24 protein-coding genes are annotated in these 24531 nt (G+C 73.5%); 7 read left to right on the top strand and 17 right to left on the bottom strand.

The window, feature by feature from the left end:
* Window positions 1-68: 68 nt before the first annotated feature.
* The 3 genes from R2S09_RS08680 to sigE form a co-directional block, all read right to left on the bottom strand.
* On the bottom strand, window positions 69-2168 hold the full coding sequence (locus R2S09_RS08680; protein ID WP_316740323.1) for a trypsin-like peptidase domain-containing protein: 2100 nt from the start codon (window positions 2166-2168) through the stop codon (window positions 69-71).
* Between the two features lie 414 nt (window positions 2169-2582).
* Window positions 2583-3590, bottom strand: a complete 1008-nt coding sequence (locus tag R2S09_RS08675; RefSeq protein ID WP_306189464.1) for an anti-sigma factor — start codon at window positions 3588-3590, stop codon at window positions 2583-2585.
* Window positions 3587-4300, bottom strand: coding sequence for an RNA polymerase sigma factor SigE (gene sigE / locus R2S09_RS08670; protein ID WP_306189465.1), 714 nt, complete (start codon window positions 4298-4300; stop codon window positions 3587-3589). The genes R2S09_RS08675 and sigE overlap by 4 nt, the downstream gene beginning before the upstream one ends.
* 248 nt (window positions 4301-4548) lie before the next feature.
* Between sigE and R2S09_RS08665 the strand changes: the two genes are divergently transcribed.
* Window positions 4549-5244 carry an O-methyltransferase gene (locus R2S09_RS08665; protein WP_316740346.1) on the top strand — a complete coding sequence of 232 codons (696 nt, stop codon included), beginning with the start codon at window positions 4549-4551 and terminating at the stop codon, window positions 5242-5244.
* Between the two features lie 129 nt (window positions 5245-5373).
* Here the strand turns inward: R2S09_RS08665 and R2S09_RS08660 are convergent, their stop codons facing one another.
* Entirely contained in the window at window positions 5374-5541 is a 168-nt protein-coding gene (locus tag R2S09_RS08660; RefSeq protein ID WP_003966491.1) for a DUF3117 domain-containing protein, read from the bottom strand.
* A 389-nt stretch (window positions 5542-5930) separates the two neighbouring features.
* Here R2S09_RS08660 and R2S09_RS08655 point away from each other — a divergent pair, with 389 nt between their 5' ends.
* The gene (locus tag R2S09_RS08655) at window positions 5931-6734 is read left to right on the top strand and encodes an enoyl-CoA hydratase-related protein (RefSeq protein ID WP_316740322.1); all 804 of its coding nucleotides are present in this window, start codon (window positions 5931-5933) and stop codon (window positions 6732-6734) included.
* Between the two features lie 31 nt (window positions 6735-6765).
* Here R2S09_RS08655 and R2S09_RS08650 read toward each other — a convergent pair whose 3' ends face one another.
* Both R2S09_RS08650 and R2S09_RS08645 read right to left on the bottom strand, forming a co-directional pair.
* Complete coding sequence (locus R2S09_RS08650; RefSeq protein WP_316740345.1) at window positions 6766-7353, bottom strand: DNA-3-methyladenine glycosylase I; 588 nt, start codon at window positions 7351-7353, stop codon at window positions 6766-6768.
* A gap of 86 nt (window positions 7354-7439) precedes the next feature.
* Window positions 7440-7796, bottom strand: coding sequence for a DivIVA domain-containing protein (locus R2S09_RS08645; RefSeq protein WP_316740321.1), 357 nt, complete (start codon window positions 7794-7796; stop codon window positions 7440-7442).
* A gap of 134 nt (window positions 7797-7930) precedes the next feature.
* Between R2S09_RS08645 and folP the strand changes: the two genes are divergently transcribed.
* Window positions 7931-8791: a dihydropteroate synthase gene (folP, locus tag R2S09_RS08640; protein ID WP_306189468.1), complete on the top strand. Its 861-nt coding sequence runs from the start codon at window positions 7931-7933 to the stop codon at window positions 8789-8791.
* Between the two features lie 103 nt (window positions 8792-8894).
* Here folP and R2S09_RS08635 read toward each other — a convergent pair whose 3' ends face one another.
* Both R2S09_RS08635 and dapE read right to left on the bottom strand, forming a co-directional pair.
* Window positions 8895-9653: a TIGR00730 family Rossman fold protein gene (locus R2S09_RS08635; RefSeq protein WP_306189469.1), complete on the bottom strand. Its 759-nt coding sequence runs from the start codon at window positions 9651-9653 to the stop codon at window positions 8895-8897.
* Window positions 9654-9825: 172 nt separating this feature from the next.
* Window positions 9826-10905, bottom strand: a complete 1080-nt coding sequence (gene dapE, locus R2S09_RS08630; RefSeq protein ID WP_306189470.1) for a succinyl-diaminopimelate desuccinylase — start codon at window positions 10903-10905, stop codon at window positions 9826-9828.
* Between the two features lie 94 nt (window positions 10906-10999).
* On the opposite strand from dapE, the gene R2S09_RS08625 reads away from it, so the two are divergent.
* Both R2S09_RS08625 and R2S09_RS08620 read left to right on the top strand, forming a co-directional pair.
* Window positions 11000-12007 (top strand): heavy metal transporter, encoded by a 1008-nt coding sequence (locus R2S09_RS08625; protein WP_316740320.1) that lies wholly within the window; start codon window positions 11000-11002, stop codon window positions 12005-12007.
* 475 nt (window positions 12008-12482) lie between these two features.
* Window positions 12483-12899 (top strand): ATP-binding protein, encoded by a 417-nt coding sequence (locus R2S09_RS08620; protein WP_306189472.1) that lies wholly within the window; start codon window positions 12483-12485, stop codon window positions 12897-12899.
* A 169-nt stretch (window positions 12900-13068) separates the two neighbouring features.
* Here the strand turns inward: R2S09_RS08620 and R2S09_RS08615 are convergent, their stop codons facing one another.
* Both R2S09_RS08615 and fdxA read right to left on the bottom strand, forming a co-directional pair.
* A complete protein-coding gene (locus R2S09_RS08615) occupies window positions 13069-14208 on the bottom strand; it encodes a bifunctional succinyldiaminopimelate transaminase/glutamate-prephenate aminotransferase (RefSeq protein ID WP_316740319.1) in 1140 nt (379 codons plus the stop codon).
* A gap of 135 nt (window positions 14209-14343) precedes the next feature.
* On the bottom strand, window positions 14344-14664 hold the full coding sequence (gene fdxA / locus R2S09_RS08610; RefSeq protein ID WP_030176303.1) for a ferredoxin: 321 nt from the start codon (window positions 14662-14664) through the stop codon (window positions 14344-14346).
* Window positions 14665-14804: 140 nt separating this feature from the next.
* On the opposite strand from fdxA, the gene R2S09_RS08605 reads away from it, so the two are divergent.
* Both R2S09_RS08605 and R2S09_RS08600 read left to right on the top strand, forming a co-directional pair.
* Window positions 14805-15905: a GNAT family N-acetyltransferase gene (locus R2S09_RS08605; RefSeq protein ID WP_316740318.1), complete on the top strand. Its 1101-nt coding sequence runs from the start codon at window positions 14805-14807 to the stop codon at window positions 15903-15905.
* Window positions 15906-15971: 66 nt separating this feature from the next.
* Window positions 15972-16826: a tetratricopeptide repeat protein gene (locus R2S09_RS08600; protein ID WP_372337737.1), complete on the top strand. Its 855-nt coding sequence runs from the start codon at window positions 15972-15974 to the stop codon at window positions 16824-16826.
* Between the two features lie 81 nt (window positions 16827-16907).
* Here the strand turns inward: R2S09_RS08600 and R2S09_RS08595 are convergent, their stop codons facing one another.
* The 7 genes from R2S09_RS08595 to mshB form a co-directional block, all read right to left on the bottom strand.
* A complete protein-coding gene (locus R2S09_RS08595; protein WP_306189476.1) occupies window positions 16908-17522 on the bottom strand; it encodes a response regulator transcription factor in 615 nt (204 codons plus the stop codon).
* Window positions 17519-18715 (bottom strand): sensor histidine kinase, encoded by a 1197-nt coding sequence (locus R2S09_RS08590; protein WP_399143929.1) that lies wholly within the window; start codon window positions 18713-18715, stop codon window positions 17519-17521. The genes R2S09_RS08595 and R2S09_RS08590 overlap by 4 nt, the downstream gene beginning before the upstream one ends.
* Complete coding sequence (locus tag R2S09_RS08585) at window positions 18712-19452, bottom strand: ABC transporter permease (protein WP_306189477.1); 741 nt, start codon at window positions 19450-19452, stop codon at window positions 18712-18714. The genes R2S09_RS08590 and R2S09_RS08585 overlap by 4 nt, the downstream gene beginning before the upstream one ends.
* Complete coding sequence (locus tag R2S09_RS08580; RefSeq protein WP_306189478.1) at window positions 19449-20402, bottom strand: ABC transporter ATP-binding protein; 954 nt, start codon at window positions 20400-20402, stop codon at window positions 19449-19451. Before R2S09_RS08580 ends, R2S09_RS08585 begins: the two co-directional genes overlap by 4 nt.
* A gap of 157 nt (window positions 20403-20559) precedes the next feature.
* A complete protein-coding gene (locus R2S09_RS08575) occupies window positions 20560-22929 on the bottom strand; it encodes a hypothetical protein (protein ID WP_316740317.1) in 2370 nt (789 codons plus the stop codon).
* Between the two features lie 178 nt (window positions 22930-23107).
* The gene (locus R2S09_RS08570; protein WP_316740316.1) at window positions 23108-23518 is read right to left on the bottom strand and encodes a DUF6113 family protein; all 411 of its coding nucleotides are present in this window, start codon (window positions 23516-23518) and stop codon (window positions 23108-23110) included.
* A complete protein-coding gene (gene mshB / locus R2S09_RS08565) occupies window positions 23515-24462 on the bottom strand; it encodes an N-acetyl-1-D-myo-inositol-2-amino-2-deoxy-alpha-D-glucopyranoside deacetylase (protein WP_306189481.1) in 948 nt (315 codons plus the stop codon). Before mshB ends, R2S09_RS08570 begins: the two co-directional genes overlap by 4 nt.
* Between the last annotated feature and the right edge of the window lie 69 nt (window positions 24463-24531).

Below are 24531 nucleotides of genomic sequence, written 5' to 3'. Positions count from 1 at the left end.
GTTTGCCTTGCGGCAGCCGTGTGTTGTCCCGTGTCGCGGCAGTGGCCGGCTCCCCTGTGAGGTTCGCGTCAGCCATTGTTCGAGGACCCGAGCACGAGGGAGACCTTCCGCTGTGCGCCGCCACGTTCGATGGTCAGCTCCAGGCGGTCTCCGGGGCGGTGGGCACGCGTCTTGACGATCAGCTCCTCACCCGAGTGGACGTCCTGGCCGTCCACCGCGGTGATCACGTCACCGGCCTTGATCCCGGCCTTGGCGCCGGGTCCGCCCGGGGTGACCGGGGAACCGCCGTCGCGCCCCTTGGTGCCGACCTTGGCACCGTCACCGGTGTAGCTCATGTCGAGGGTCACGCCGATCACCGGATGGCTGGCCCTGCCCTTGTTGATCAGCTCCTCGGCGACGCGCTTGGCCTGGTTGACCGGGATGGCGAAGCCGAGCCCGATGGAACCGGCCTGGCCGCTCTGCGAGTCCGAGCCGCTGTCGGCGGAACGGATGGCCGAGTTGATGCCGATGACCCGGCCCCGGGAGTCGAGGAGGGGGCCGCCGGAGTTGCCCGGGTTGATGGGCGCGTCCGTCTGCAACGCGTCGACGTACGACAGATCGCTCCCGTCGCCCTTCTCGCCGCCGGCCGTGATGGGGCGCTCCTTGGCGCTGATGATGCCGGAGGTGACGGTGTTGGCGAGGTCGAAGGGGGCGCCGATGGCGACGACCGGGTCGCCCACCTGCACGTTGTCGGAGTTGCCGAGGGGCATCGGCGTCAGCCCGCGCACGCCGCGGACCTGGACGACGGCGAGGTCGTAGCCGGTGTCGCGGCCGACGATCGTGGCCTTCGCGGTCTGGCCGCCGCTGAAGGTCACCGATATGTCGCCCAGGGCGCCGCCGGTGGCGGCGGGCTCGACGACGTGGTTGTTGGTCAGGATGTGGCCGAGGCGGTCCAGCACGAAGCCGGTGCCGGTGCCCTGCTCCTCCGAGCCGGTCACGTGCAGGGTCACCACGCTGGGCAGGGCACGGGCGGCGATCCCCGCGACGCTGTCCGGGGCTCGTCCGGCGGGCTCCTTCCCGGCCTGTGGCAGCTCTACGGCGCCCACGCCGCCGTTGCGCTCGACGTAGGCCCCCACGAGCCCGCCGAGCCCTCCGGAGACCAGCGCGAGCACCACGGCTCCGCCGACAAGGGCCCGCCGCACCCGCCTGCGCCGCTGCTCCACGCTCGGCAGCGCGGCCCCGCTCTGCTGCAACGACCCGCCGAGAGGCGCCGCGACCCAGGGGTCGTACCGCTGCCAGGGACCGGCGGACGCGCCGGGGACGACGGAAGAGGCGGGGTGGGGCGCCTGGTGGGCGCCGCCGGGGGCGGACGCAGCGCCCGGCGCCTGGCCCGCCGACTCGACGACAGCGGCGTAGGCGTCACCGTCAGCCGACGAGGGAGCAGCCGGGACCGGAGCACCGGGCGGCTGGGTGATCGAGGCCGACGAGTCGATGGGCAGGAAGGTCGGCGCAGGGGCCCGGGGCGGCGTCGGGGTTGAGTGCGGTGAGGCCGGAGTGCCGGGGCCCGAGGCCGGAACGCCGGGGGCCGGGGCCGGTAGCCCAGGGCCCGCGGGCGGGGTGCCGGGACCCGAGGCCGGGGTGCCGATGGCCGAGGTCGGTATGCCAGGACCCGAGGCCGGGGCGCCGGGGCCCGAGGCCGGAACGCCAGGACCCGAGGCCGGAACGCCGGGGCCCGAGGCCGGGCTGCCGGGGGCCGGGGTCGGTATGCCAGAGCCCGAGGTCGGGGTGCTGGGGGTCGGGGTCGGGGTGTGCGGCGTGGGTGCCTGGGGCTGCGTGGGACTGGGTGCGGGTGTCGCCGCCGGGTGCTGCACCGGCGGGGCCGGGGCCCACGGGCCCGGTTCGCCGTACGGCGGGGTGCTGTAGGGGTCGGGGTCGTGGAGGGGCGTGGGCCGTTCGGCGGTGGGCCCGGCGGCGCCAGGAGCGGCGGCCGGCCGCTCACCGGCACCCTCCACGACGTGCTCCACCGCGCTGTCCGCAGCGTGCTCCGACGCGCCGTGGACCGCTTGGCCCGCCACACCGTCCACCGCCCGGCCCGCCACGCCGTCCACTGCCTGGTCCGTCAGGCCGTCCACCGCGTGGTCGACCGCGTCGGCCGGTCCGGGGGCGGTCTGGTCGCTCCCGGGGTTCACCGCGGCAGGCCCGGCGAGGGGAAAGTCCCCCTCGTCGTCCTCCGCGTTCCGGGCGCCGTCCGGGCGCGGGCGTGTGTGAGGGCGCTCCAGCTCGTAGTCCCCGTTTGCACTGCTCCCCCGGGACGCCGGCGTGCCCGGCTCCGCGTTCCCGGTCCGGGTCGGCTCTCCGGGCTCCTCGGCCGTTGCCGTGCTCTGCGGCCCGGCCGGAGGCACTGGCCCGCGCCGGGTCCACCACCTCGGGCGGGTGGACTTCGTGGGCTTCCCCTCGTTCATGCTCTCCCCACAGGTGCCCGCGGCACGCCTCGTCGGCGGTGGCCGTGCTTCGTCGACTGCCGCGCCCTGACCGGTGTCATGGGCGCGACCACCTGGATTCAACCAGGTTCGCGGGCCACCGCGCAGAGGTGTCCGCGCCGGTCAGTGCGCCCGGTGCGGGGTGGGGTGGGCGGAGGAGGCGGACGTGGGGCCGGGGACGGGTGCGGCGAGCAGACCGGGTGCCCTGAGCTGAGGGTCGGGCGACCAAGCGGTCAGGGAGACGGGCGGACGCGTGCCGAGCGGACGTATCAGCGGGGACATGGCCGCCGCACCGGCGGCCACGGGCGTCACCGGCGGCCGCGCCGCGTTCTGCGCGGGTCCGGCGGCCGCGGCCGGCGCCCCGGGAAGCAGCGGCGCGGACAGCGAGGTGGGCGCCACCGGTGCCGCATCGGACGACGACCGCTGGGACTGCGCGAGCAGGGGTACGGCCGACTGGCGGCGCCGCGCGCTCTCGGCACCCGTCACCGCGCCACCGCCCCCCGTACGCGCCGGGGTCACGTTGCTGCCCGCCCCTGAGCCGCCGCGGGCCTCCGCGGCCAGGTCGCCCGCGGCCCCGGTGGTCACGCCGCCCAGGGCCACCGCGGCCAGCGACACCGCCCCGGCGGCGACGAACGCGAACCGCAGGCCCCGAGAGGCCGACCGTTCGCTGTCGGGGTGGCCGACGCGGTGGATCCGGAAGCCGCTCTGCTGCTCCGGCTCGTCGAGCGCGGAGGAGTGGGGGCCGACCGGCACGTAGCGGAACTCGAACGGCTCGTCGCGCCGCACACCGAACACGCCTGGCCCCCCAAGTCCCCCGGAGCGTCCGGTCAGGCCGGGGAACCCTCCGGCGGCCGGCGGTGAGCCGCCGTCGCTGTCGCCTCCCGCGGGCAGGCCCTGGAGGCGCGCCAGGAAGCTCTCGGAGGGCGGCGGCGGGGCCGTCTCGGCGAAGACGTTCTTCAGCCGGCGCTGCGCGTCGACCTCCGCCTTGCATTTCGGGCAGGTGGCGACGTGTGCCAGGACGCGCTCACGCGTGTCGTGACCGAGCTCTCCGTCCACCAGGGCGGAGAGCCGGTCTCCCAGATGCTGTTCCGCGAGGCCGCTCGCGGCGGGGTCGGTTCGTGATCCACTCACGCGGTCGCGCCCCCTCCTCCCAGCGCGGGAACCCGGGGCATGAAGGCGCGGCGCTCGGCCCGCGCCTCGGCCCGCGCCTCGGGCGAGCGGTGGGCGAGGGCCTTGCGCAGTTGCGAGCGGCCGCGGTGGATACGGGAGCGGACCGTGCCGAGCTTGACGCCGAGGGTCGCGGCGATCTCCTCGTAGGACAGGCCCTCGATGTCGCAGAGGACGACCGCGGCGCGGAACTCCGGCGCGAGGGTGTCCAGCGCCTGCTGGACGTCCGCGTCGAAGTGCGCGTCGTTGAAGAGCTGCTGCGGGGTGGGCTCCTTGCTGGCCAGCCGCTCGGCCGCGTCCTCGCCGAGCGCGTCGAAGCGGATGCGCTGCTTGCGGCGGACCATGTCCAGGAACAGGTTGGTGGTGATGCGGTGCAGCCAGCCCTCGAAGGTGCCCGGCGTGTAGGTCGACAGGGAGCGGAAGACGCGGACGAAGACCTCCTGGGTGAGGTCCTCGGCGTCGTGCTGGTTGCCGGTGAGGCGATAGGCCAGGCGGTAGACGCGGCCGCTGTGTGTGCTGACGATCTCCTCCCAGGTGGGCGGAGTCCACGCCTGCCCGTCCGCGTCGGTGGAGAAGGTCGCGGTCGGAGCGATGCCGTCGGCGCGGCTCGGGTCAGCAGCGGTGTCGGTCACGGATTTCGGCCTGCCCGCCGATCCGAGAAAGCGCCGCAGCACTCCTCCCCGATCCCCAGGCGTGGCCGCACCTCCCCTGTCGGCTCTGGTGGTGTCCAGTGGAGCCCCTACCATAGCCACCTCGCCCGTTAGCTCCGGATAAGCGGTTTTACGAGAATTTGACACGCGCTGCCACGGCGCATCCGGCTGCGTCAGCACTCGCTCTTCGTCCTGATCCATCCCATATCCCCCGTCGCACCCCCGGTCACGTCCCGCGGCACTTCCTCACCCCTTCAAACGACCGGGCTCATCTGCGGGTTCCCGGCCCCAACGGATACAGTCACGCCCAGGCAACCACGGGACGGGAGAGGGTCATCACCGGCAACCGGCAGACGGACTGGGCGTTCGCCGACGCCTATGTCGCCGAGGACGACGCGCTGCGCTGGGCCCGCGACCGGGCCCGTGAGGCGGGCCTGCGCTCGGTGTCGCCCGGCGCGGGCGCGGCGCTGCGGTTGCTCGCCGCCACCGTGGACGCCAAGGCGGTCGCGGAGATCGGCACCGGTACCGGCGTCTCCGGCATCCATCTGCTGAACGGCATGCGCCCGGACGGGGTGCTGACCACCGTGGACACCGAGCCGGAGCACCAGCAGTCCGCCCGCCAGGCCTTCCGTGCCGCCGGCTTCGCCAGCAACCGGGCCCGGTTCATCCCCGGCCGCGCCCTGGACGTCCTGCCCCGGCTCGCGGACGCCGGATACGATCTGGTGTTCTGCGACGGCGACCGGCAGGAGTTCCCGGACTACCTAGCTGAATCGTTGCGCCTGCTGCGCCCGGGAGGCCTCGTCGTCTTCGAGGGCGTCTTCGCACACGGGCGGACGGTGGACTCCGCACCGCAGCCGGCGGAGGTCCTGCGGCTGCGGGAGCTCCTGCGCACGGTCCGCGAGAGCCCCGACCTGCTGCCGTCCCTGCTCCCGGTGGGCGACGGCCTCCTGTGCGCGGTCAAACGCTGACCCGCCCGGCCTGCCGGACGGATCCCGCCCGCCCCGGCCGACCGTGACCCGCCCCGGACCCGCGAAAAAAGCCGCCCCGGCACCGCGTGGGATGCCGGGGCAGCTGAAAAGTGTGTGGTCGCTCGCGCGTCAGCCGACGACCTTCTTGAGGGCGTCGCCGAGCGCGTCGGCCTCGTCAGGGGTCAGCTCGACGACGAGCCGACCGCCGCCTTCGAGCGGAACGCGCATGACGATGCCCCGCCCCTCCTTGGTCACCTCGAGCGGGCCATCACCCGTCCGCGGCTTCATGGCCGCCATGCTCGTTCCCCTTCCTGAAACCCAGCTCATCGTCAAAGCCGACGGCCCACCGAAGGGCAGGCGCGGTCCTCGTCCACAACGGCCCAGGACACACGGCACCGGCATCGAACACATTGCTTCCCGGCCATTATCCCGCATCTCAGGACCCGATGACCAACATCGGTAGGCATCGCTTGGGCAACGCGCGCGAGCAAAACCACTCAATTCGGCGATGTGGCTGCGATACTGCGCCCCCGCACGGACGTCGCCCGGTAACCGCCCCGGGGAAATTGTTTGACGCAGGTCACACGTCGGCTCCGCGCTCCGGCCGGTGATCTCCGTCATGCTGTCCTTCGGACAGGACGTACCGAACGGTACGTCGACAGCCGCGACACCGGAGGGGATGTCCCATGGCCGACACCGTGCTCTACGAGGTGAGCGACGGGCTCGCGACGATCACGCTGAACCGCCCCGAGGCGATGAACGCGCTGAACGTCGCGACGAAGGTCGCCCTGCGGGACGCGGTCAGGTCCGCGGCGGCCGACGACGCCGTACGGGCCGTGCTGCTGACCGCGGCCGGGGACAGGGCGTTCTGCGTGGGCCAGGACCTCAAGGAGCACATCGGGCTGCTGACCGCCGACCGCGAGGCCGGGTCGGGGCAGACCATGAGCACCGTCCGGGAGCACTACAACCCGATCGTGCGGGCGCTCGCCGGCGCCCGGAAGCCGGTGGTCGCCGCCGTGAACGGTGTCGCCGCCGGGGCCGGCTTCGGCTTCGCGCTCGCCGCCGACTACCGGATCGTGGCGGACACGGCGGCCTTCAACACCTCGTTCGCGGGCGTGGCCCTGACCGCCGACTCCGGGGTCTCCTGGACCCTGCCGCGGGTCGTCGGGCCGAGCCGCGCCATGGACCTGCTGCTCTTCCCGCGCAGCATCTCCGCCCAGGAGGCCCACGAGCTGGGAATCGCCAACCGGGTCGTGGCGGCGGCCGAGCTGCGCGCCGAGGCCGAGAAGGTGGCGCGGGCACTGGCCGAGGGCCCGACGCTGGCGTACGCCGCGCTCAAGGAGTCCGTGACCCACGGCCTGACGCACTCCCTGGCGGAGACGCTGGAGAAGGAGGACGAGCTCCAGACGCTGGCGGGGCGGTCCGAGGACCACGCCATCGCCGTACAGGCCTTCGTGAACAAGGAGAAGCCGAAGTACCTGGGCCGCTGATCGCGGACCCGGCCCGCCGCCGCCCCCGAGGTCACGGGCGGCGGCGGGCGACGCAGTCCGCGAGGTGGTCGTCGACCAGCCCGCACGCCTGCATCAGGGCGTACGCCGTCGTCGGGCCGACAAAGCGCAGTCCGCGCTTCTTCAGGGCCTTGGACAGGGCCGTGGACTCCGGGGTGACCGCCGGGACGTCGGCGAGCGTCCTCGGAGCCGTACGGGCGGCCGGGTCGGGGGCGTACGACCAGATGAGGGCGTCCAGCTCGCCCGGGGACCACTCGGCGAGCACGCGCGCGTTGGCGAGGGTCGCGTCGATCTTGGCACGGTTGCGGATGATGCCCGCGTCGGCGAGCAGGCGCTCGCGGTCGGCGTCGGTGAACTCCGCCACCTCGGCGATCCTGAAGTCGGCGAAGGCGGCGCGGAAGCCGGGCCGGCGGCGCAGGATGGTGATCCACGACAGGCCCGACTGGAAGGCCTCCAGGCTGAGGCGCTCGTAGAGGGCGTCGTCGCCGTGGACCGCGCGGCCCCACTCCTCGTCGTGGTACGCCACGTACTCCGCCGCGGACAGCGCCCACGGGCAGCGCAGGGCCCCGTCCGGTCCGGCCAGCGCGGCACCGGCCGTCACCGTGTCGCCGGTCACCGCGTCCTCGGTCACCGGCTCGTCCGTCGCCAGGTCGCCGGTCACCGTGCGCTCCGTCACCGTGCTCTCCGTCACTGCTGGTCCTCCGGTTCGGGCTTGGCCATGCGGACATGGGCCGCGGCGGCCTGGGCGCCGGCCAGCGCGGACTCCAGGTCGGCGATCCGGGCGTCGCGCTCGGCCAGCTCCGCGCCCAGCCGGCTGAGCGCGTCGTCCACGTCCGTCATGCGGTAGCCGCGGAGGGCGAGCGGGAAGCGGAGGCACTCCACGTCGGCGCGCGCCACCCGGCGGTCCGGCGGCAGCGGGTCGTGCAACCGCTCGGGCGCGGCCTCGGGCAGCGGGCCGGTGCCCTCACCGCCGCCCACCACCGCGAGTGTCACCGCGGCGACCACGACCGCGAGCGCGACGACCAGGAACAAGAACATAACCATCGCTGGGGTCCCCACGGAGTCCGGAGTCTGTCGTATGTGTCAAGGTCCGATCGTGCCATGCGACGCTGACAGTCAGGGTCGCAGGCGGCCGAAGGCCGGAACGTATCGGAACGCACGAGGAGAGGTCACAGGGGATGCTCAGGCTGGGCAGGCGTGAATTCGACACGCACGAGCCGGTGATCATGGCGATCGTCAACCGGACCCCGGACTCCTTCTACGACCAGGGGGCGACGTTCCGTGACGAGCCGGCCCTCGCGCGTGTGGAGCAGGCGGTCGCCGAAGGCGCCGCGATCGTCGACATCGGCGGGGTGAAGGCCGGTCCCGGCGAGGAGGTCACCGCCGAGGAGGAGGCGCGGCGCACGGTCGGCTTCGTGGCCGAGGTGCGGCGGCGGTTCCCGGACGTGGTGATCAGCGTCGACACCTGGCGCGCCGAGGTCGGCGAGGCGGTGTGCGAGGCCGGGGCGGATCTGCTCAACGACGCGTGGGGCGGCGTGGACCCGCGGCTCGCCGAGGTCGCGGCGCGGTACAAGGTGGGGCTGGTGTGCACCCACGCGGGCGGCGCCGAGCCGCGGACCCGGCCGCACCGGGTGACGTACGACGACGTCATGGCCGACATCCTGAAGGTGACCGTGGGGCTGGCCGAGCGGGCGGTGGCGCTCGGCGTACCCCGGGAGTCGGTGCTGATCGATCCCGGGCACGACTTCGGGAAGAACACGCGGCACAGTCTGGAGGCGACGCGGCGGCTGGACGAGATGGTCGCCACCGGGTGGCCGGTGCTGGTGTCCTTGTCCAACAAGGACTTCGTGGGGGAGACGCTGGACAGGCCGGTGAAGGAGCGGGTGCTGGGGACGTTGGCCACTACGGCTGTTTCGGCGTGGCTGGGGGCGCGGGTGTACCGGGTGCACGAGGTTGCCGAGACTCGGCAGGTGCTGGAGATGGTGGCGTCCATCGCGGGGCATCGGGTTCCGGCTGTGGCCCGGCGGGGGCTGGCGTAGGGCGGGTGGGTGGGGGCCGGCGCGCCCACGCGGCGGAGCCGCACATTGACACAGCCCCGCGCCCCTTGGGGCCCTGCGGGCCCCCTTGGGCCCCCGAGCCCCTCTACCTGCCCGCCTCCTTCGACACCAGGGCGACCGCCTCGTCCACGTCGTCCGTCACGTGGAAGAGGCTCAGGTCCGCTTCCGCGGCCTTGCCCTCGGCGATCAGGGTGTGCTTCAGCCAGTCGACCAGGCCGCCCCAGTAGGCGGTGCCGAAGAGGACGATCGGGAAGCGGGTGACCTTCTGGGTCTGGACGAGGGTGAGGGCCTCGAAGAGCTCGTCGAGGGTGCCGAGGCCGCCGGGGAGGACCACGAACCCCTGTGCGTACTTCACGAACATCATCTTGCGGACGAAGAAGTAGCGGAAGTTGAGGCCGATGTCGACGTAGGGGTTCAGGCCCTGCTCGAAGGGGAGCTCGATGCCCAGGCCCACCGAGGTGCCGCCGGCCTCGCAGGCGCCCTTGTTCGCGGCCTCCATGGCTCCCGGGCCGCCGCCGGTGATCACCGCGAAGCCCGCCTCGACCAGACCGCGTCCCAGCCGGACCCCGGCCTTGTACTCGGGTGAGTCCACCGGCGTACGGGCCGAGCCGAACACGCTGATGGCGGGTGGCAGTTCGGCCAGCGTGCCGAAGCCCTCGATGAACTCCGACTGGATGCGCAGCACCCGCCAGGGGTCGGTGTGCACCCAGTCGGTGGGGGCGCGCTCGTCCAGCAGCCGCTGGTCGGTGGTGCTGGCCTGGACCTGGGCCCGCCGCCGGAGGACCGGTCCCAGGCGCTGCTCCTCCGGTGGCCGCTTCTTGCCCTCGGGGTTGCCTGTAGGCATGTGCACTCCCTCCGCGTTCGGGCCTCCCCCGGCCCCCGGCCGGGACCGGGACCTCGGGGAGAGGACGTTCCACCTCAGCGTAGATCTACGCGGGTTACGGGCGGGGGACCTCGGCATGTCCGCCATGAGGACCCACGGGAGGGCTCCCGGTGGCGGTCAGGTGGTCAGCCGGTCAGGCGGTGAGCCAGGCCCGCAGTCGCTCCTCGCCGGCCAGGATCTTCGCCGTCTCCACCCGCTCGTCCCGCTTGTGCGCGAGAAGGGGGTTCCCGGGGCCGTAGTTGACGGCCGGGACCCCGACCGCCGAGAAGCGGGACACGTCCGTCCAGCCGTACTTGGGCTTCGGGGTGCCGCCGACCGCCTCGACGAACGCCGCGGCGGCCGGGTGGCTCAGACCGGGCAGGGCGCCGGGGCTGTGGTCGTCGATCACGAACTCCTCCACGCCGCAGTCCGCGAAGACCTCGCGGACGTGGGCGATCGCCTCCTCCTCCGTACGGTCGGGGGCGTAGCGGAAGTTGACGGTGACGACGCACTCGTCGGGGATGACGTTGCCCGCCACCCCGCCGGCGATACCGACCGCGTTGAGGCCCTCGCGGTACTCCAGGCCGTCGATGACCGGGTAGCGGGGTTCGTACGACGCGAGGCGCGCGAGGATCGGGGCCGCCGCGTGGACGGCGTTGGAGCCCATCCAGCCGCGCGCCGAGTGGGCCCGCTCGCCCCCGGTCCTCAGCAGCACGCGCAGGGTGCCCTGGCAGCCGCCCTCGACCTCGCCGTCGGAGGGCTCCAGCAGGACCGCGAAGTCGCCCTCCAGCCACTCCGGGTGCGCCGCGGCGACGTGCCCGAGGCCGTTCAGCTCCGCGGCGACCTCCTCGTTGTCGTAGAAGACGAAGGTCAGGTCGCGGTTGGGGGCGGGGACCGTGGCCGCGATGCGCAGCTGGACGGCCACGCCGGACTTCATGTCGCAGGTGCCGCAGCCCCACAGCACCCCGTCCTCGTCCAGCCGGGAGGGCACGTTGCCGGCGATCGGGACGGTGTCGATGTGGCCGGCCAGGACGACACGCTGGGACCGGCCGAGGTTCGTCCTGGCGACGACGTTGTTGCCGAGGCGGTCGACCGTCAGGTGCGGCAGGGCGCGCAGCGCGGTCTCGATCGCGTCGGCCAGCGGCTTCTCCGTGCCGCTCTCCGAGGGGAAGTCGACGAGCTGCGCGGTCAGCCGCGCGGCGTCCAGCGTGAGGTCAAGCGGGGTATCGGCCATGGCGTCGACCCTAACCCGCCGAACCGCCCGGACGCGGCCGCGTCTTGTCCTCATCCGCCTCAGTGGCACCACCCGTCTCCAGTACCTTGTACGCGTGCCAGAGCCGTCCCCCACTTCGAAGCGCCATGGCCGCCTCCTCAGGATCGGGGCGGCCCTGATGGTCCTGCTCGCGGTCGCCGGGTACCTCGCTGTGCAGTACCTCACCGGCGGCCCGGGAGGGCCGGGCTGCAAGGTCGTCTCCGCCGACGACGACGGCGCCAGTTACGAGTTCACCCCGGAGCAGGCGGTGAACGCCGCGACCATCGCGGCCGTCGGCACCGGGCGCGGGATGCCCGAGCGGGCGGTGACGATCGCGCTGGCGACCGCCCTTCAGGAGTCTGGCCTGCACAACATCGGGCACGGCGACCGGGACTCCCTGGGGCTGTTCCAACAGCGCCCCTCGCAGGGCTGGGGCACGCCGAAGCAGATCATGGAGCCGACCTACGCGGCGGGCGTGTTCTACGAGCACCTGGCCAAGGTTCCCGGCTACACGCGGCTGCCGCTCACCGTGGCCGCGCAGCGGGTGCAGCGCAGCGGCTTCCCGCAGGCGTACGCCAAGCACGAGCCGGACGCCACCCTGCTCGCCGCCGCGCTCACCGGGCGCGCCGCGGCCACGCTGACCTGCCGGGGCCGCCCGGGCGCCACCCGCGCCTTTGGCCCGGACGCGGTGCGCGCCGCCCTCGTCCGGGACTTCGGGCGGGAGGTGCTGCAGGAGGCCGGCGCCGAGGTGGGCGGCAGCGGCAAGTCCTCGCCGCAACCGACACCGACGCCCTCGTCGAGCGGGGCGTCCGCCGCGGACGACCGGACCGTGACACTGCCGGTGCGCGACGGCACGGGCACGGGAGCCGTCGGCGGCGGGCGCAGCGCGTTGCAGCGCGGCTGGCAGCTGGCGCACTGGGCGGTGGCCAACGCCTCGGCGCTGCACATCGAACGGGTCTCGTACGCCGGACGGGAGTGGACCGCCGGGGTCACCGACGGCACCTGGCACACGACGGACGCGAAGAACGCCGAGGGCGCCGCCGGGCAGGGCGCGGAGGCCGTGCGCATCACGACCGCGCGCTAGGCAACGTTTGCCCGTCGAGGAGCGGCGTCCGGTGCGTGCTCTGGGACCCCCGGCCGAAGGCCGGGGGGAGTGCCGGGCGTCGCGACGGGGCGAACGTCGCCTGTTGCGGCACTGGCACGGAAGTACGGATCTTCACTCGTCAGGGCTGTGCGGCGTGGGCCGGACCGGCGGGGTGCGCAGGTTTTCGTGCCGTCACTCCTGTGGTTGCCGAGGCCCTTGGGAGCACTGGGACGTAAGGATTCGGCAGACGGTACGGCCAGGCCCCCTTTTCCGACCTCTTTATCCGGTTTCCGCCACAACCGATAATGCGACGCATTGCCAATTCTTTACGTCAGGCCGCCGCAACCTTCGTGCCCTTCGAGCGGTAGTCACTGCGTCCGAGCCCGGCCGGGCGACGGCCTCCACGGCCGTCGACCGACCTCAACTGCCGGGCCGCGCAGGACAGTTCAGAGTTCTCATCCGTCGAAGGAGCAACATGTCCCTCCCCCTGACCCGCCGGATCGCCCGTGCCGCGCTGCTCGTCGCTGCGGGAGCGGCTGCCGGGGTCGGTGCGGCCGGCTCCGCCGGCGCCGCCCCGGCGCTGCCGGCCACTCCGAACCTCGGCGGCATGACCGCCCTGGACGGGGCGAACGTCGGCAACACCTTGGACGGTGCGGCCCAGCACGTCACCGGGGTCGCGGGCGACACCGGCAGCAAGGCGGTCCGGCAGGCGGTGCCGGCCGCGGGCAAGACCGGCGGCAAGCTCGTAAAGAAGGCGACGCCGGTGGCACAGAAGGCGGCGGGCGACGCGGCGGGGACCGCGGGTGGTCTGCTCGGTGACACGGCGAAGACGGCGACGAAGGGTGGGGGGCCTGTGCAGGGGCTGCCGGTTTCCGGTCTGCCGCTTGGCTGAGAGCCGCCTGTGCGACACGGGGTCCAGGGTTTCCCTGGCCCCCGTCGCTTTGCACGGTCACCGGAGCCGTAGGCCGTGCCCACCCTCCCCCATCGCCTGAAGGGCATGGGAGGTACCCCCATCGCCCTGCGGAACGACTGCCCGCGGCGGTAGCCGGTTACAGCCGCCGTTACAGGCGGGCCACCGCCGCTGCGATCCTCTCGTCCGTCGCGGTGAGGGCCACGCGGACGAACTTCTCGCCCGCGGGGCCGTAGAAGTCGCCGGGGGCGACCAGGATGCCTCGCTCGGCCAGGTGGGAGACGGTGTCCCAGCAGTACTCGTCCCTCGTGGCCCACAGGTAGAGGCTGGCCTCGCTGTGTTCGATGCGGAAGCCGTGGGAGAGCAGGGCCTGGCGGAGGGCGGCGCGCCGGGCGGCGTAGCGCTCGCGCTGCTCGCGCACGTGGGTGTCGTCGCCCAGGGCCGCCACGACCGCGGCCTGGGTCGGCGCCGACGTCATCATGCCGCCGTGCTTGCGGATCTCCAGCAGCGGGCCGAGGACCGCCGGGTCACCGGCGAGGAAGGCGGCGCGGTAGCCGGCGAGGTTGGAGCGCTTGGAGAGGGAGTGGACCGCGACGATGCCCTCGTGGGAGCCGCCGTTGACGTCGGGGTGCAGGACCGAGACCGGGTCGGCCTCCCAGCCCAGCTCCAGGTAGCACTCGTCGGAGAAGAGCAGGACGCCGTGCTCGCGGGCCCAGGCGACGATCCGCGTCAGCTCCTCCTTGCCCAGGACCTTGCCCGTGGGGTTGGAGGGCGAGTTCAGCCACAGGAGCCTGAGGTTCGCCGGGTCCAGGTCCGTCGGATCGTCGTAGGCCTCGTGGTCCGCGCGGGCCAGGCGGGCGCCGACCTCGTAGGTCGGGTACGCCAGGCGCGGGAAGGCGACCTTGTCGCCGGGGCCGAGACCCAGCTGCGTGGGGAGCCAGGCCACCAGTTCCTTGGAGCCGACGATCGGCAGGACGTGGCGGTGGGTGATCCCGCGCGCGCCGAGGCGGCGCTCGGCCCAGCCGGTGATCGCGTCACGCAGCTCGGGCGTGCCCCAGACCGTCGGGTAGCCCGGTGAGTCGGCGGCCGCGATCAGCGCCTTCTGGATCAGCTCGGGGACCGGGTCGACCGGGGTGCCGACCGACAGGTCGACGATGCCCTCCTGGTGCGCGGCGGCCGTCTTCTTGTACGGCTCCAGCCTGTCCCAGGGGAAGATCGGAAGGCGGTCGCGAAGCGACTCCTCGGAAGGGTGGTCGCGGGTGGCAGAGGGGCGGTCGGAGACTGCGGACACGGGGATCAGGCTCACTTTCTTCTGTGGCATGCGCCCGGAACGGCGAACGCCTCGGTCCCGTACGGCAGTCCGAAGCGCCGGAGGCGATCAGGCCGTACGGGACCGAGGCGGCGCGGTGTGCGGGCCGCTTGAGGGTTACTCGCCCTGCGGCGGCAGCGCGGCGACGACGGGGTGGTCGCGCTCGATCAGCCCCAGCTTGCTGGCGCCGCCGGGAGAGCCGAGCTCGTCGAAGAACTCGACGTTAGCCTTGTAGTAGTCCTTCCACTCCTCCGGCACGTCGTCCTCGTAGAAGATCGCCTCGACCGGGCAGACCGGCTCACAGGCTCCGCAGTCGACGCATTCGTCCGGGTGGATGTACAAGGACCGCTGGCCCTCGTAGATGCAGTCGACCGGGCACTCCTCGATGCACGCCTTGTCCTTGACGTCGACACAAGGCTGCGCGATGACGTAGGTCACGCTGTCGTTCCTCCTCGATAGGGCGCTGGCGGGCCTCCACAGGCTCCGCCGCCTGGCGCGCGGGAGCGCGGCGTCGTCGATGCCCGCCCCTAGTATCTCCGTTCCGGGGCATGATCCGAACAGGAGGGGTGAACTGACCTGTGGAAATCTCGTCGACAGGACGCTTCGAGGTCCGTATCACCGCTGCTGACGTGGGCAAACGGGTCTCAGTACGGCGCTTGAGCGAACCTGGGGGAACGGGTGAGAAGTTCACCGACACGGTGGGTGTTCTCACATCATGGGACGACGGTGTGCTGCTGATCACACGGAAGGGCGGCGAGTCCGTCCGCATCGCGGAGTCCTCGCTGGTCGCCGGGAAGGTGGTCCCGGCTGCTCCGGCCCGGCGCCGGGGACCGGCGGCGACGTACGAGGAGCTCGCGCGGGTCGTCGCGCGGGCCTGGCGGCCGGTGGAGAGCGAACGGCTCGGCGAATGGGAGCTGCGGGCGGCAGTCCAGGAGGTGCCGCGCGATGGGGGTCCCCCCAGGCGTGCAGCTCTGGGGGAGCGTCCGTGGGGGGTGGTGGCCGGGCGACGGGCGGGCTTCACACGACGTGCCAACTCCGTGCTGCCGCTCGGCGACCCCGGCCTTCCGCTCGACGAGGCGCTGACCGCCGTACGACGCTGGTATGGCGAGCGCGGCCTGCCCGCGTACGTCCAGACCGCCACCGGAGCCGAGGGCACGCAGGAACTGCTGTGCGCGGAGCTGGAGCGGCGCGGCTGGGTGCGCGAGGTGACCGCCGAGCTGTGGATCGGGGCGCTCGCGCCGGTCGCTGACCGCGCCGAGGGCTCCGGGGCCGTGCTGTCCCGCACGGCCGACGAGGCATGGCTTGCGCGCTACCAGCGCAAGGGGGTGAGCGAGGTGGCCCTGAAGGTCCTGGGCAGCGGGCCCTCGGTGTGGTTCGCGACGGTGCCCGGCGCGGCCGGGGAGGCGCCCGCCGCGATCGGGCGGTGTGTCGTCGACGGACGGTGGGCGTCCTTCGCCGCCGTGGAGGTGGATCCGGCGCGGCGGCGGCAGGGCCTGGCCACCACCGTCATGGCCGCGCTCGCCCGGCAGGCCCTCGCGGAGGGGGCGTCGGCCGCGTGCCTTCAGGTGGAGAACGACAACGCGGGAGCGCGCGCCCTGTACGCCGGCAGTGGCTTCGCGGCACACCACGCCTACCACCACTACCGGGAGCCCGCGACGGAGCCGCCGACATCCGCGTGACGTCCGTCGCGTGACGTCCATCCGCGTGACGCCGCCGTGAAAGGGCAAGAGCCTGCCATGCCAGCCATACGTCCCTCCTGTCCCCCGCCGCCGCCCGAACGGGCCGCCGAACTGCGCCGGCGGTTCGCCGAGGAGGCGCGGGCCGAGCGGCCGGACCTGTCGGAGCTGTGCCTGCTGGTGGGGGCGACGGCCGACGGGACCCTGGACGAGGCCGGCCTGGACGCGGCGCAGCTGGAACTGGACGAGCTGGCCGGGCAGCTGCCGTACCGGCCGGGCGGCCCCCGTGCGTGGGCGCAGGCCGTGTGCGATCTGCTCGGCGGGCGGTACGGGTTCCACGGGTCGGCCGCCGAATACCAGCGCCTGGAGTCCTCGCTGCTGCACGAGGTGCTGCGGCGGCGGCGCGGGCTGCCCATCCTGCTGTCGGTGGTGTGGATGGAGGTCGCGCGACGGGCCGGGGCGCCGGTGTACGGGGTCGCGCTGCCCGGTCACTTCGTGGTGGGGTTCGGCACGGCGGAGGAGCAGGTGCTCGCCGATCCGTTCGACGGAGGCCGGGTGCTCACCGGGGCGGATGCTGAGCTGCTGGTCGTCGGGGCCACGGGGGCGCCGCTGCATCCCTCGATGCTGGCTCCGGCGGGTCCGCTGGACGTCGTGCTGCGGATCCTGAACAACATCCGGGCCTGGGCCGCGGCGCGGCCCGAACGGTCGGATGTGGCCCTGTGGGCCGTGGAGCTGTCGCTGCTGCTGCCGTCGCATCCGGCGCGGCTGCGGTACGAGCGGGCGCAGTTGCTGGTGCAGCGGGGGGACTTCGTGGGCGGGGCGCGGGAGCTGGAGGCGTATGCGGAGGTTGTCGGGGCGGTGGACGAGGCTGCGGCGGAGAGGGTGCGGGGGCAGGCTCGGGCGGCGCGGGCGATGTTGAACTGAGGGGTGCGGGTGCGCGCCGGGGGGAGGCACGACTGCCCGCAGCTATGACGGCTCCGCGGCGGGGCTGCCCGCAGCCGCCTCTTACAGCCAGCCCTTCTCCCTCGCTATGCGGACCGCTTCTGTTCTGTTGCGGGCCGCCAGTTTCTGGATGGCTGTGGAGAGGTAGTTGCGGACCGTGCCCTGGGAGAGGTGGAGGGCCTTGGCCAGTTCGGCGTTGGTGGAGCCGTCGGCGGCGGCGCGCAGGATCTCGCGTTCCCGGTCGGTCAGCGGGTTGGCGCCCTCGGCCAGGGCCGCGGCGGCGAGCGTGGGGTCGATGACCCGCTCGCCGGCCAGCACCTTGCGCACCGCCTCGGCGAGCTGGGCCGCGGGGGCGTCCTTGACCAGGAACGCGTCGGCGCCCGCCTCCATGGCGCTGCGCAGATAGCCGGGGCGGCCGAAGGTGGTGAGGACGACCAGCTTCACCGCGGGCAGCTCCTTGTGGAGCCGGGCCGCGGCCTCGATGCCGGTGCAGCCGGGCATCTCGATGTCGAGCAGGGCCACGTCGACGCCGTGGGCGTGCGCGGCGGCCACGACCTCGTCCCCGCGGGCCACCTGGGCGACGACCTCGATGTCCTCCTCGAGGCCGAGGAGAGCGGCCAGGGCCTCGCGGACCATGGACTGGTCCTCGGCGAGAAGGACCTTGATCGTACTGCTCATGCCGGGGATCCTACGTCCACCGCGGCACCGGCGGGGACGCGGGCGACGAGCCGGAAGCCGCGCTTGACGCGGCCGGCCTCCAGCATGCCGCCGGCCTTCTCCAGGCGCTCGGTCAGGCCCGTCAGACCGTTGCCGGGGCCTTCGCCGGAGCCACCGGAGCCGTCGTCCTCGACGGACAGTTCCAGCGTCGGGCCGTCGAGGGTCTGGCGGCGTACGACCTCCACGGCGCAGCGCCGGGCGCCGCTGTGCCGTACGACGTTGGTGACCGCCTCGCGCAGCGCCCAGGCGAGCGCGGACTCGCTCTCCTCGGGGACGGCGGTCAGGTCGGGTTCGTCGGGCAGTTCCGCGCTCACCCCGGCCGCGGTCAGCGCGACCCGCGCCCCGGCGAGCTCGGCGGCCAGGCGGGGGCGGCGGTAGCCGGTGACGGCCTCGCGGACGTCGACGAGGGCCTGCCGGCTGACCTGCTCGATGTCGGCGACCTGCTGGGCGGCCTGGTCGGGCCGGCCGGGCAGCATCCGGCCGGCCAGCTCGCTCTTCAGCGTGATCAGGGAGAGCGAGTGGCCGAGCAGGTCGTGCAGGTCGCGGGCGAGGCGCAGGCGCTCCTCGTTGGCGGCGAGGTGGGCGACGGTGGCGCGGGCCTGGCGCAGCTCGACGGTGGTGCGCACCAGCTGGCCCACGCCGGTCATCGCGAAGCCGATCAGCAGCACGAGCAGGACCAGGTTCTTGGCCTCCTCCAGGTCCGTGCGCCACCCGACCAGAGTCATCACGGCGGCCGTGGCCGGGATCGCCCAGTAGGCCGCGCGGACCGACAGGGTCGCCCCGCAGGCGACGGAGACGTAGCAGAACAGGCCGAGCCATGCGCCGCCGAGTGTGAGGCAGAGCACGATCGCCAGGACGGCGAGGAAGCAGATGAGCGAGACGACCACGGTCCGGGCGAACGGCCGTCCCATGTTCCGGAAGACCAGCGCCATGTAGGCCCCGACGAAGGTCGCCAGGCCCACCCAGCCGGCCGCCGTGCCGGTGGGCGAGTGGTTCCCGGCGGCCAGATCGTGGACCGGCGCGCTCAGGAAGACCAGCCAGACCCCGATCCAGATGAGCTTGCGCAGCAGCTCCCGCCGGTTGCGGGGCGGCCGGCCGATGCCCCATGTGTTCTCGTCCCGCTCCCGTGGCCGGTCCTGGGTCATGACGCTCACGCCTTCAGCGTGTCCTTCCGGTACAGCCAGGCCGCGCCGCCCGCGAACAGGGCGAAGAAGACGACCAGGATGGCGATGTCCTTGCTGTGCGGGGCCTGGCTCTGTTCGATGGCCTGCCCCAATGCAGCGTACGCGTGCGTCGGCAGCCACTTGGCGATGTCCTGGAGCCACTGCGGGAAGGTGGTGGCCGGCATCCACAGGCCGCCGAGCATGGACAGGCCGAAGTAGACGATCATGGTGATCGGGCGGACCGCGTCGCCGGTGGCGAGGTATCCGATGGCGACGCCGAGGGCGGCGAAGACGAGGCTGCCGGCCCAGATCGAGCCGGTCAGGGCGAGCCACTGCCAGGCGTCGAGGCGGACGTGCTTGACGGCGGCGGCGACCGCGAAGACGACGACGATGGACGGCAGGCTGACCACGGCGGCGCTGGCGGTCTTGGCGAGGACGTAGCCGCGGCCGGGCAGGGCGGTCAGCCGGAGCTGGCGTACCCAGCCGCTCTCCCGCTCCTTGGCGATGCGCTCGCTGTTGCCCATGAGCACGGCGGTCAGGGCACCGAAGGAGGCCATGGAGACCATCATGTACGTCGGGATGGTCAGGCCGCTGCCGTCGACCTTGGTCGTGCTGTCGGCCTTGCCGGCGATGATCAGGAACAGGATCGAGGGGTAGAGCACGGAGAAGAACAGGAACTTGCGGTTGCGCAGGGCGCGGGCGAGTTCCAGCTTGATCAGGCTGTTCACGACTGCTTGGCCTCCTCGGCCTCGGTGATGGCGACGAACGCCTGCTCAAGACCGAGCCCGGCGACTTCGAGATTGCGGGGGTAGACGCCGAGCCCGTACAGGGCGTGGACGGTCGCGTCGGCGTCGGAGGACTGGATGCGCACGGTCTGGCCGGACCCCGCGGCGGAGCCGCTGTTCGACACGGTGATCGAGGTCAGGAAGGGCAGGCCGCGCAGGGCGGCCTCGTCGACGGCGCCCTGAAGGTCGAACCGGACGCTGCGGGCGCCGGCCTTCGCCTTGATCTCGGCGGCGGTGCCGTCGGCCAGCAGCCGGCCCCGGTGCAGCACCAGCACCCGGTCGGCGATGGCGTCGGCCTCTTCCAGGTAGTGGGTGGCGAACAGGACCGTACGGCCCTGGTCGGCCTGCTCGCGCATGGTGGCCCAGAAGGCCTGACGGGCGGAGACGTCCATGCCGGTGGTCGGCTCGTCCAGGACGATCAGGTCGCTGTCACCGGCGGTGGCCAGGGCGAAGCGGACGCGCTGGGCCTGGCCGCCGGACAGCTTGTTGACCTTGCGGTCGGCGATCTGGCCGATGCCGGCGCGGGTCAGCACGTCGTCGACCTTGAACCGCTTGGGGTGCAGGTCGCAGGCGAGCCGCACCAGCTCGGCGACGGTGACCTCCTCCATCAGCCCGCCGCTCTGGAGCATGGCGCCCACCCGCCCGGCGACGATCGCCTCCCGGGGGCTGGTGCCGAAGACGGCGACCGAACCGCTGTCCGCGTGCTTGAGGCCGAGCAGCAGGTCGAGGGTGGTCGACTTGCCGGCCCCGTTCGGCCCCAGCAGCGCCACGGTCTCCCCGGGGTGCAGGGCGAGGGTCAGCCCGTCCACTGCTCGTACGTCGCCGTAGCTCTTGGTCACCTGGTCGAACGCCACCACCGCGGTCGCGGTGGCGGTCTCCGCTGTCATCGTCATGGCCCCCATCCTGACCGGGAGGCCGGGGCGCGGGGCAGTGCCGCGGGTCCTGACTGCGGGATGACAGATGTCATACGGACGGCATGACAGCGGGGTGACGTGGTGAGGGGGCACCGGGTGCGGTACGCACCCGGTGCCCCCTCACCACTGGTGGTGCCTAGTTGGGGGTGGTGTCGATGACGCCGACCCGGTTGGTGCTGCTCGTCAGGGCGGGGCGGAGTGCGCCGATCACGTCCTCGACGGTCACGGGCGTCTTCTTGCCGGTACCCCTGGTGATCAGTACGCCGTCGAAGGCACGCCCGTACAGCTGCTTGAGCGCCGCCTTGTCGTAGTACTCCACGAGCTTGCCGTCGACCGCCTTGACGCCCAGGAACTTCCACAGCGACTTCTGCGGGCTGAACAGCACCGAGTGCGCCGGGTCGGTCATGACCGTCACCTTGGCCGACATCGCCGGCTTGGCGAACGCCTTCATCATCCGGTCGACCTCGGCGTCGGAGACCGTCGGCTTCCGGGTGGTGGTGGGCACCTGGACCGGTGCGGTCGTGCCCGTCTCCACCTGGGTGCGGTAGGCCTGCTCGACCGCCTGGACGGAGCGGGCGGCGTCGATGCCCTTGCCCGTCCTGCCGTACACGGCGACGGCCTTGCCCGGCTCGAACTTGATGGTGCCGTCGGCCGACGAACCCGCGCCGCCGGCGGCGCCCTGCAGAGCGGCCTGGAGCTTCTCCTCGTCGACGGGCATCCGCGGCTCGACCACCCGGTGGTTGCCGAACAGGGAGCCGATCACGGAGACGGGGTTGTAGTCGCTCTTCGCCGCCGCGCTGGCCGTGGCCTGTATGTCGAACTGAAGTCCGGCCTGGTCGGGCTTGAGGGTGACGGTCTTGCCGTCGACCGACAGCTTCAGCGGCTGGCTCACCTGCTTGCCGAAGGCGTCGTCGAGCTTCTTGACCGCGTCGTCGCGGGTGCCGCCGCCGATGTCGACGCCGAGCACGGTGGTGCCCTTGGGCACGTCGGAGTGGTTCATCAGCAGCCCGGCGCCGTAGGCGAGACCGGCGACGACGACCACGACGCCGCCGAGCAGCGCCACCTTGCTGCGGCCCTTCTTCTTGGGCGCCTTGGTGGACTTGGCGGGCGCGGCGGGGCCCCGCCGGCCCGGCTCCGGCGGCTTCGGGAGCGGGTACGACGGCGCGGGCTTGCCACCGGAACCCGACGGGAACGGCGAGTCGGTCCCGGCCGGCACCACGGGGATGCCACTGGTGACGGTGTGTCCGGAGACGTTGTCCGGACGGCCCGCGTAGCCCGGGGTGCCCGATTCGGGGGCGGGCTGCTGCGGGGTGAGGATCGCGGTGTCGTCGCTCAGGCCGCCACCGGGACGTGCGGTGTGCGCACCGGGGGCGCCGGACGGACCGGCGGGACCGACCGGGCCGGACGGGCCGGAGGCGGTCACGGGTGCGCCGCCGGTGGGCGGCAGGAGCGGGCCGTCGCCGGTCACCGGACCGCCGGTCGGGCCCGCGGGCCCCTGCGCTCCCCCGGGCCGGCCGGGCCCGCCGGGAACGCCCGCCCCGTTGAAGCCGCTGAGGCCGCCACCGGGCCCGTTCGGGCCGTTCGGAGTGTCGTGGCCGCTCTGACCGTCCCGATCGCTCTGGCCGTTCCGGCCGCTCTCCGCGAAGAACGGCAGGTCGTCGCGGCTCGGCTCGCCGCTGCCGCCGGGCCGGGAGCCGCCGGAGCGCGCGCCCGCGGCAAGCGCCTCGGTCACGTCGAAGGAGCCGGTACCGCCGCCGTGGCCGGGGGCGACGGGGCCGCCGGTGGCCCCGGGGAGCCCGCCGCCGGAGGAACCGGCGCGCGCGGGGCCGCCGGGCACGCTCATGGAGCCGACCACACCACCGGGCCGGCCGCCGGCCGCCGGACGTGAACCGCCCGGAGCGCCCGCGCCGGACGGTCCCGTCCCGGATGCGCCGGGGCCCGTCCCGGACCCGTTCGCGGGCGCGCCCGAACCGCCGGGCAGCCCGGCGCCGTTGGTGCCGCCGCCGCCCTGGCCGGCCTTCTTCCCCTGCGACTTGCGGGGCGCGAACCAGTCGCTGGTCGCCTTCTCCTCGGCCGCGGCGGCGCTCTGAGCGTCACCGGAGGCCCCCGCGGCGCCCGCCGGCGTCCGCGCGTCACCGCCGGCGCCCTGGCCCGTTCCGTCGGCCCGGACGGACCCCCTGGTCGGCAGGGGCACCTTGGCCCCGTCGGACCCCTGGGCCCCCTGAGCACCGCCGGGGCCCTCGGCCCCCTGGCCTTCCGCCTCGGCCTCGTTGACGGTCTTGCGCACGACCACCGGCGGAATCGGCCGGGATCCGGGGATGTTGATCCGGATCCGGGTCGTCAGTGTGGTCTCGGTCTTGCGTTCCTCGGGCTGCGCGGCCGAACGGCCCGCGCCCGCGCCGTCGTCGGACACCGCCGGGATGCCGTACGGCGGGGTCCCCGAGGGGTAGGCGGCTCCGCCGCGCCCGTTGGGCCCGGAGGACGGAGTGTCAGTTTCACGACTCAAGGCAGGTTCTCCCGGTTGGCTCCGCCGCCCGTTACGACCTGACTGTGCGGGCGGCTCGGCGGCGCGCACCACCATACTGGCCACGTCCGGCCCGCATCCCGGGACCGCCGGGGAAACCCACACCGGACCCCCACGGCGGCGGTGGGAAGAAGCGGTACGTCATTCGCCAAGTCGGACGTCACGGACCGTCCGGTTGCCGCCCGCGACCCAGAGTGGCGCAGATCACAGCAACTGCCATGCCGCCGAGCAGGAAGAGATAGGAGCCGCCGCCCGCGGCGAAGAGGAAGTCCCCCTCCGGGCGGCTGGCGGTGAGCAGCACGACCGCGACCATCCAGCCGGCCGCGCCCGCCACGGCCCCGCCCCGGCCGCCGGTGGCCCGCGCCCCGCCCAGGAAGAGCCCGGCGGAGCCCGCGAGGGCGAGCAGCAGCCCGCCGGGGAACCACGCGGCCTGCACCAGTGCCCCGGCCAGGCCGACCACCGCGCCGAGCACGAACAGCCCCAGATAGGCCGCGGCCCGCCCGGCGGACGGCGGCTTGAGGGGCTGCGCCAGCGTGGAGCCGTGCGCGGGCTCCCGTCCGGCCGGGCTCATGACGCCTCCTCGGTCCCGGCGGGCCCGGTGATCCCGGCGATCCCGGCGAACAGATCGCTGTGGACGCCCGCGACACCCTCTCCGCGCACCAGTTCGTAGTACTCGGTGGTGAACAGGGGCTGGGCCAGCTCGTTGGAGAGCGCGAAGCAGGGCTCGGCCACCTCGATCTGGGTGGCGTGGGCGCGCATAGCGGCGGCCTTGGCGGCGGCGTGGGCGCTGCCGTCGACCCGTGCGGTGATCCGCTCGTCGGCGACGACACCCGGTACGTCCTCGATGGCGGCGGACTTGGCGAAAGGCAACTGGGCCAGGTCGTCCTGGAGCCGCGCGAAGGCGGCCTCGGCGACGGAGCGCGGCACCCGGTTCCAGTACACCCGGGCGATCCGCCAGGGCTCGCCCAGGTCGGGCCGTACGGCGGGGTCGGCGGCCAGGTCCGCGGCGCGCATGGCGATGCGGTGGGCCTGGATGTGGTCGGGGTGGCCGTACCCGCCGTTGTCGTCGTACGTCACGAGGACCTGCGGGCGCACCTCGCGGATCACGGCGACGAGGTGCCCGGCGGCCTCGTCGAGGTCGGCCTGCCAGAGGCAGTCGGGGTCCTCGTTGTCGGGCAGGCCCATCATCCCGGAGTCCCGGTACCGCCCGGCGCCGCCGAGCAGCCGGACGTCCGTGACGCCCAGTTCCCTCGTCGCCGCGGCGAGCTCCTGGCGCCGGTGGGCGCCGAGCGCGGCCCCGGAAAGGTGCCGCAGCCCGGGCGGGATGACCTCGCCCCGCTCACCGAGCGTGCAGGTCACCAGGGTCACCTGGGCACCCTCGGCCGCGTACCGGGCCATGGTCGCGCCGTTGTTGATCGACTCGTCGTCGGGATGCGCGTGCACCAGCAACAGACGCCGCGCGAAGCGAGGTGGGGGTCCCCCCGGCCGAAGGCTGGGGGAGGGCAGTTCCGTCATGCCCCCACCCTACGAGGCGGCGTTCCCCCTCCTCGTGTTCCCGGCACCGGGAAGCGTCCACGGAAGCCC

Origin of the sequence: Streptomyces sp. MK7 (assembly GCF_032658145.1) — a bacterium.
Classification (GTDB): Bacteria; Actinomycetota; Actinomycetes; order Streptomycetales; family Streptomycetaceae; genus Streptomyces; species Streptomyces spiralis.
The sequence above is the reverse complement of the archived record's forward strand: the minus strand, read 5'-3'. Positions and strand labels throughout refer to the sequence as shown.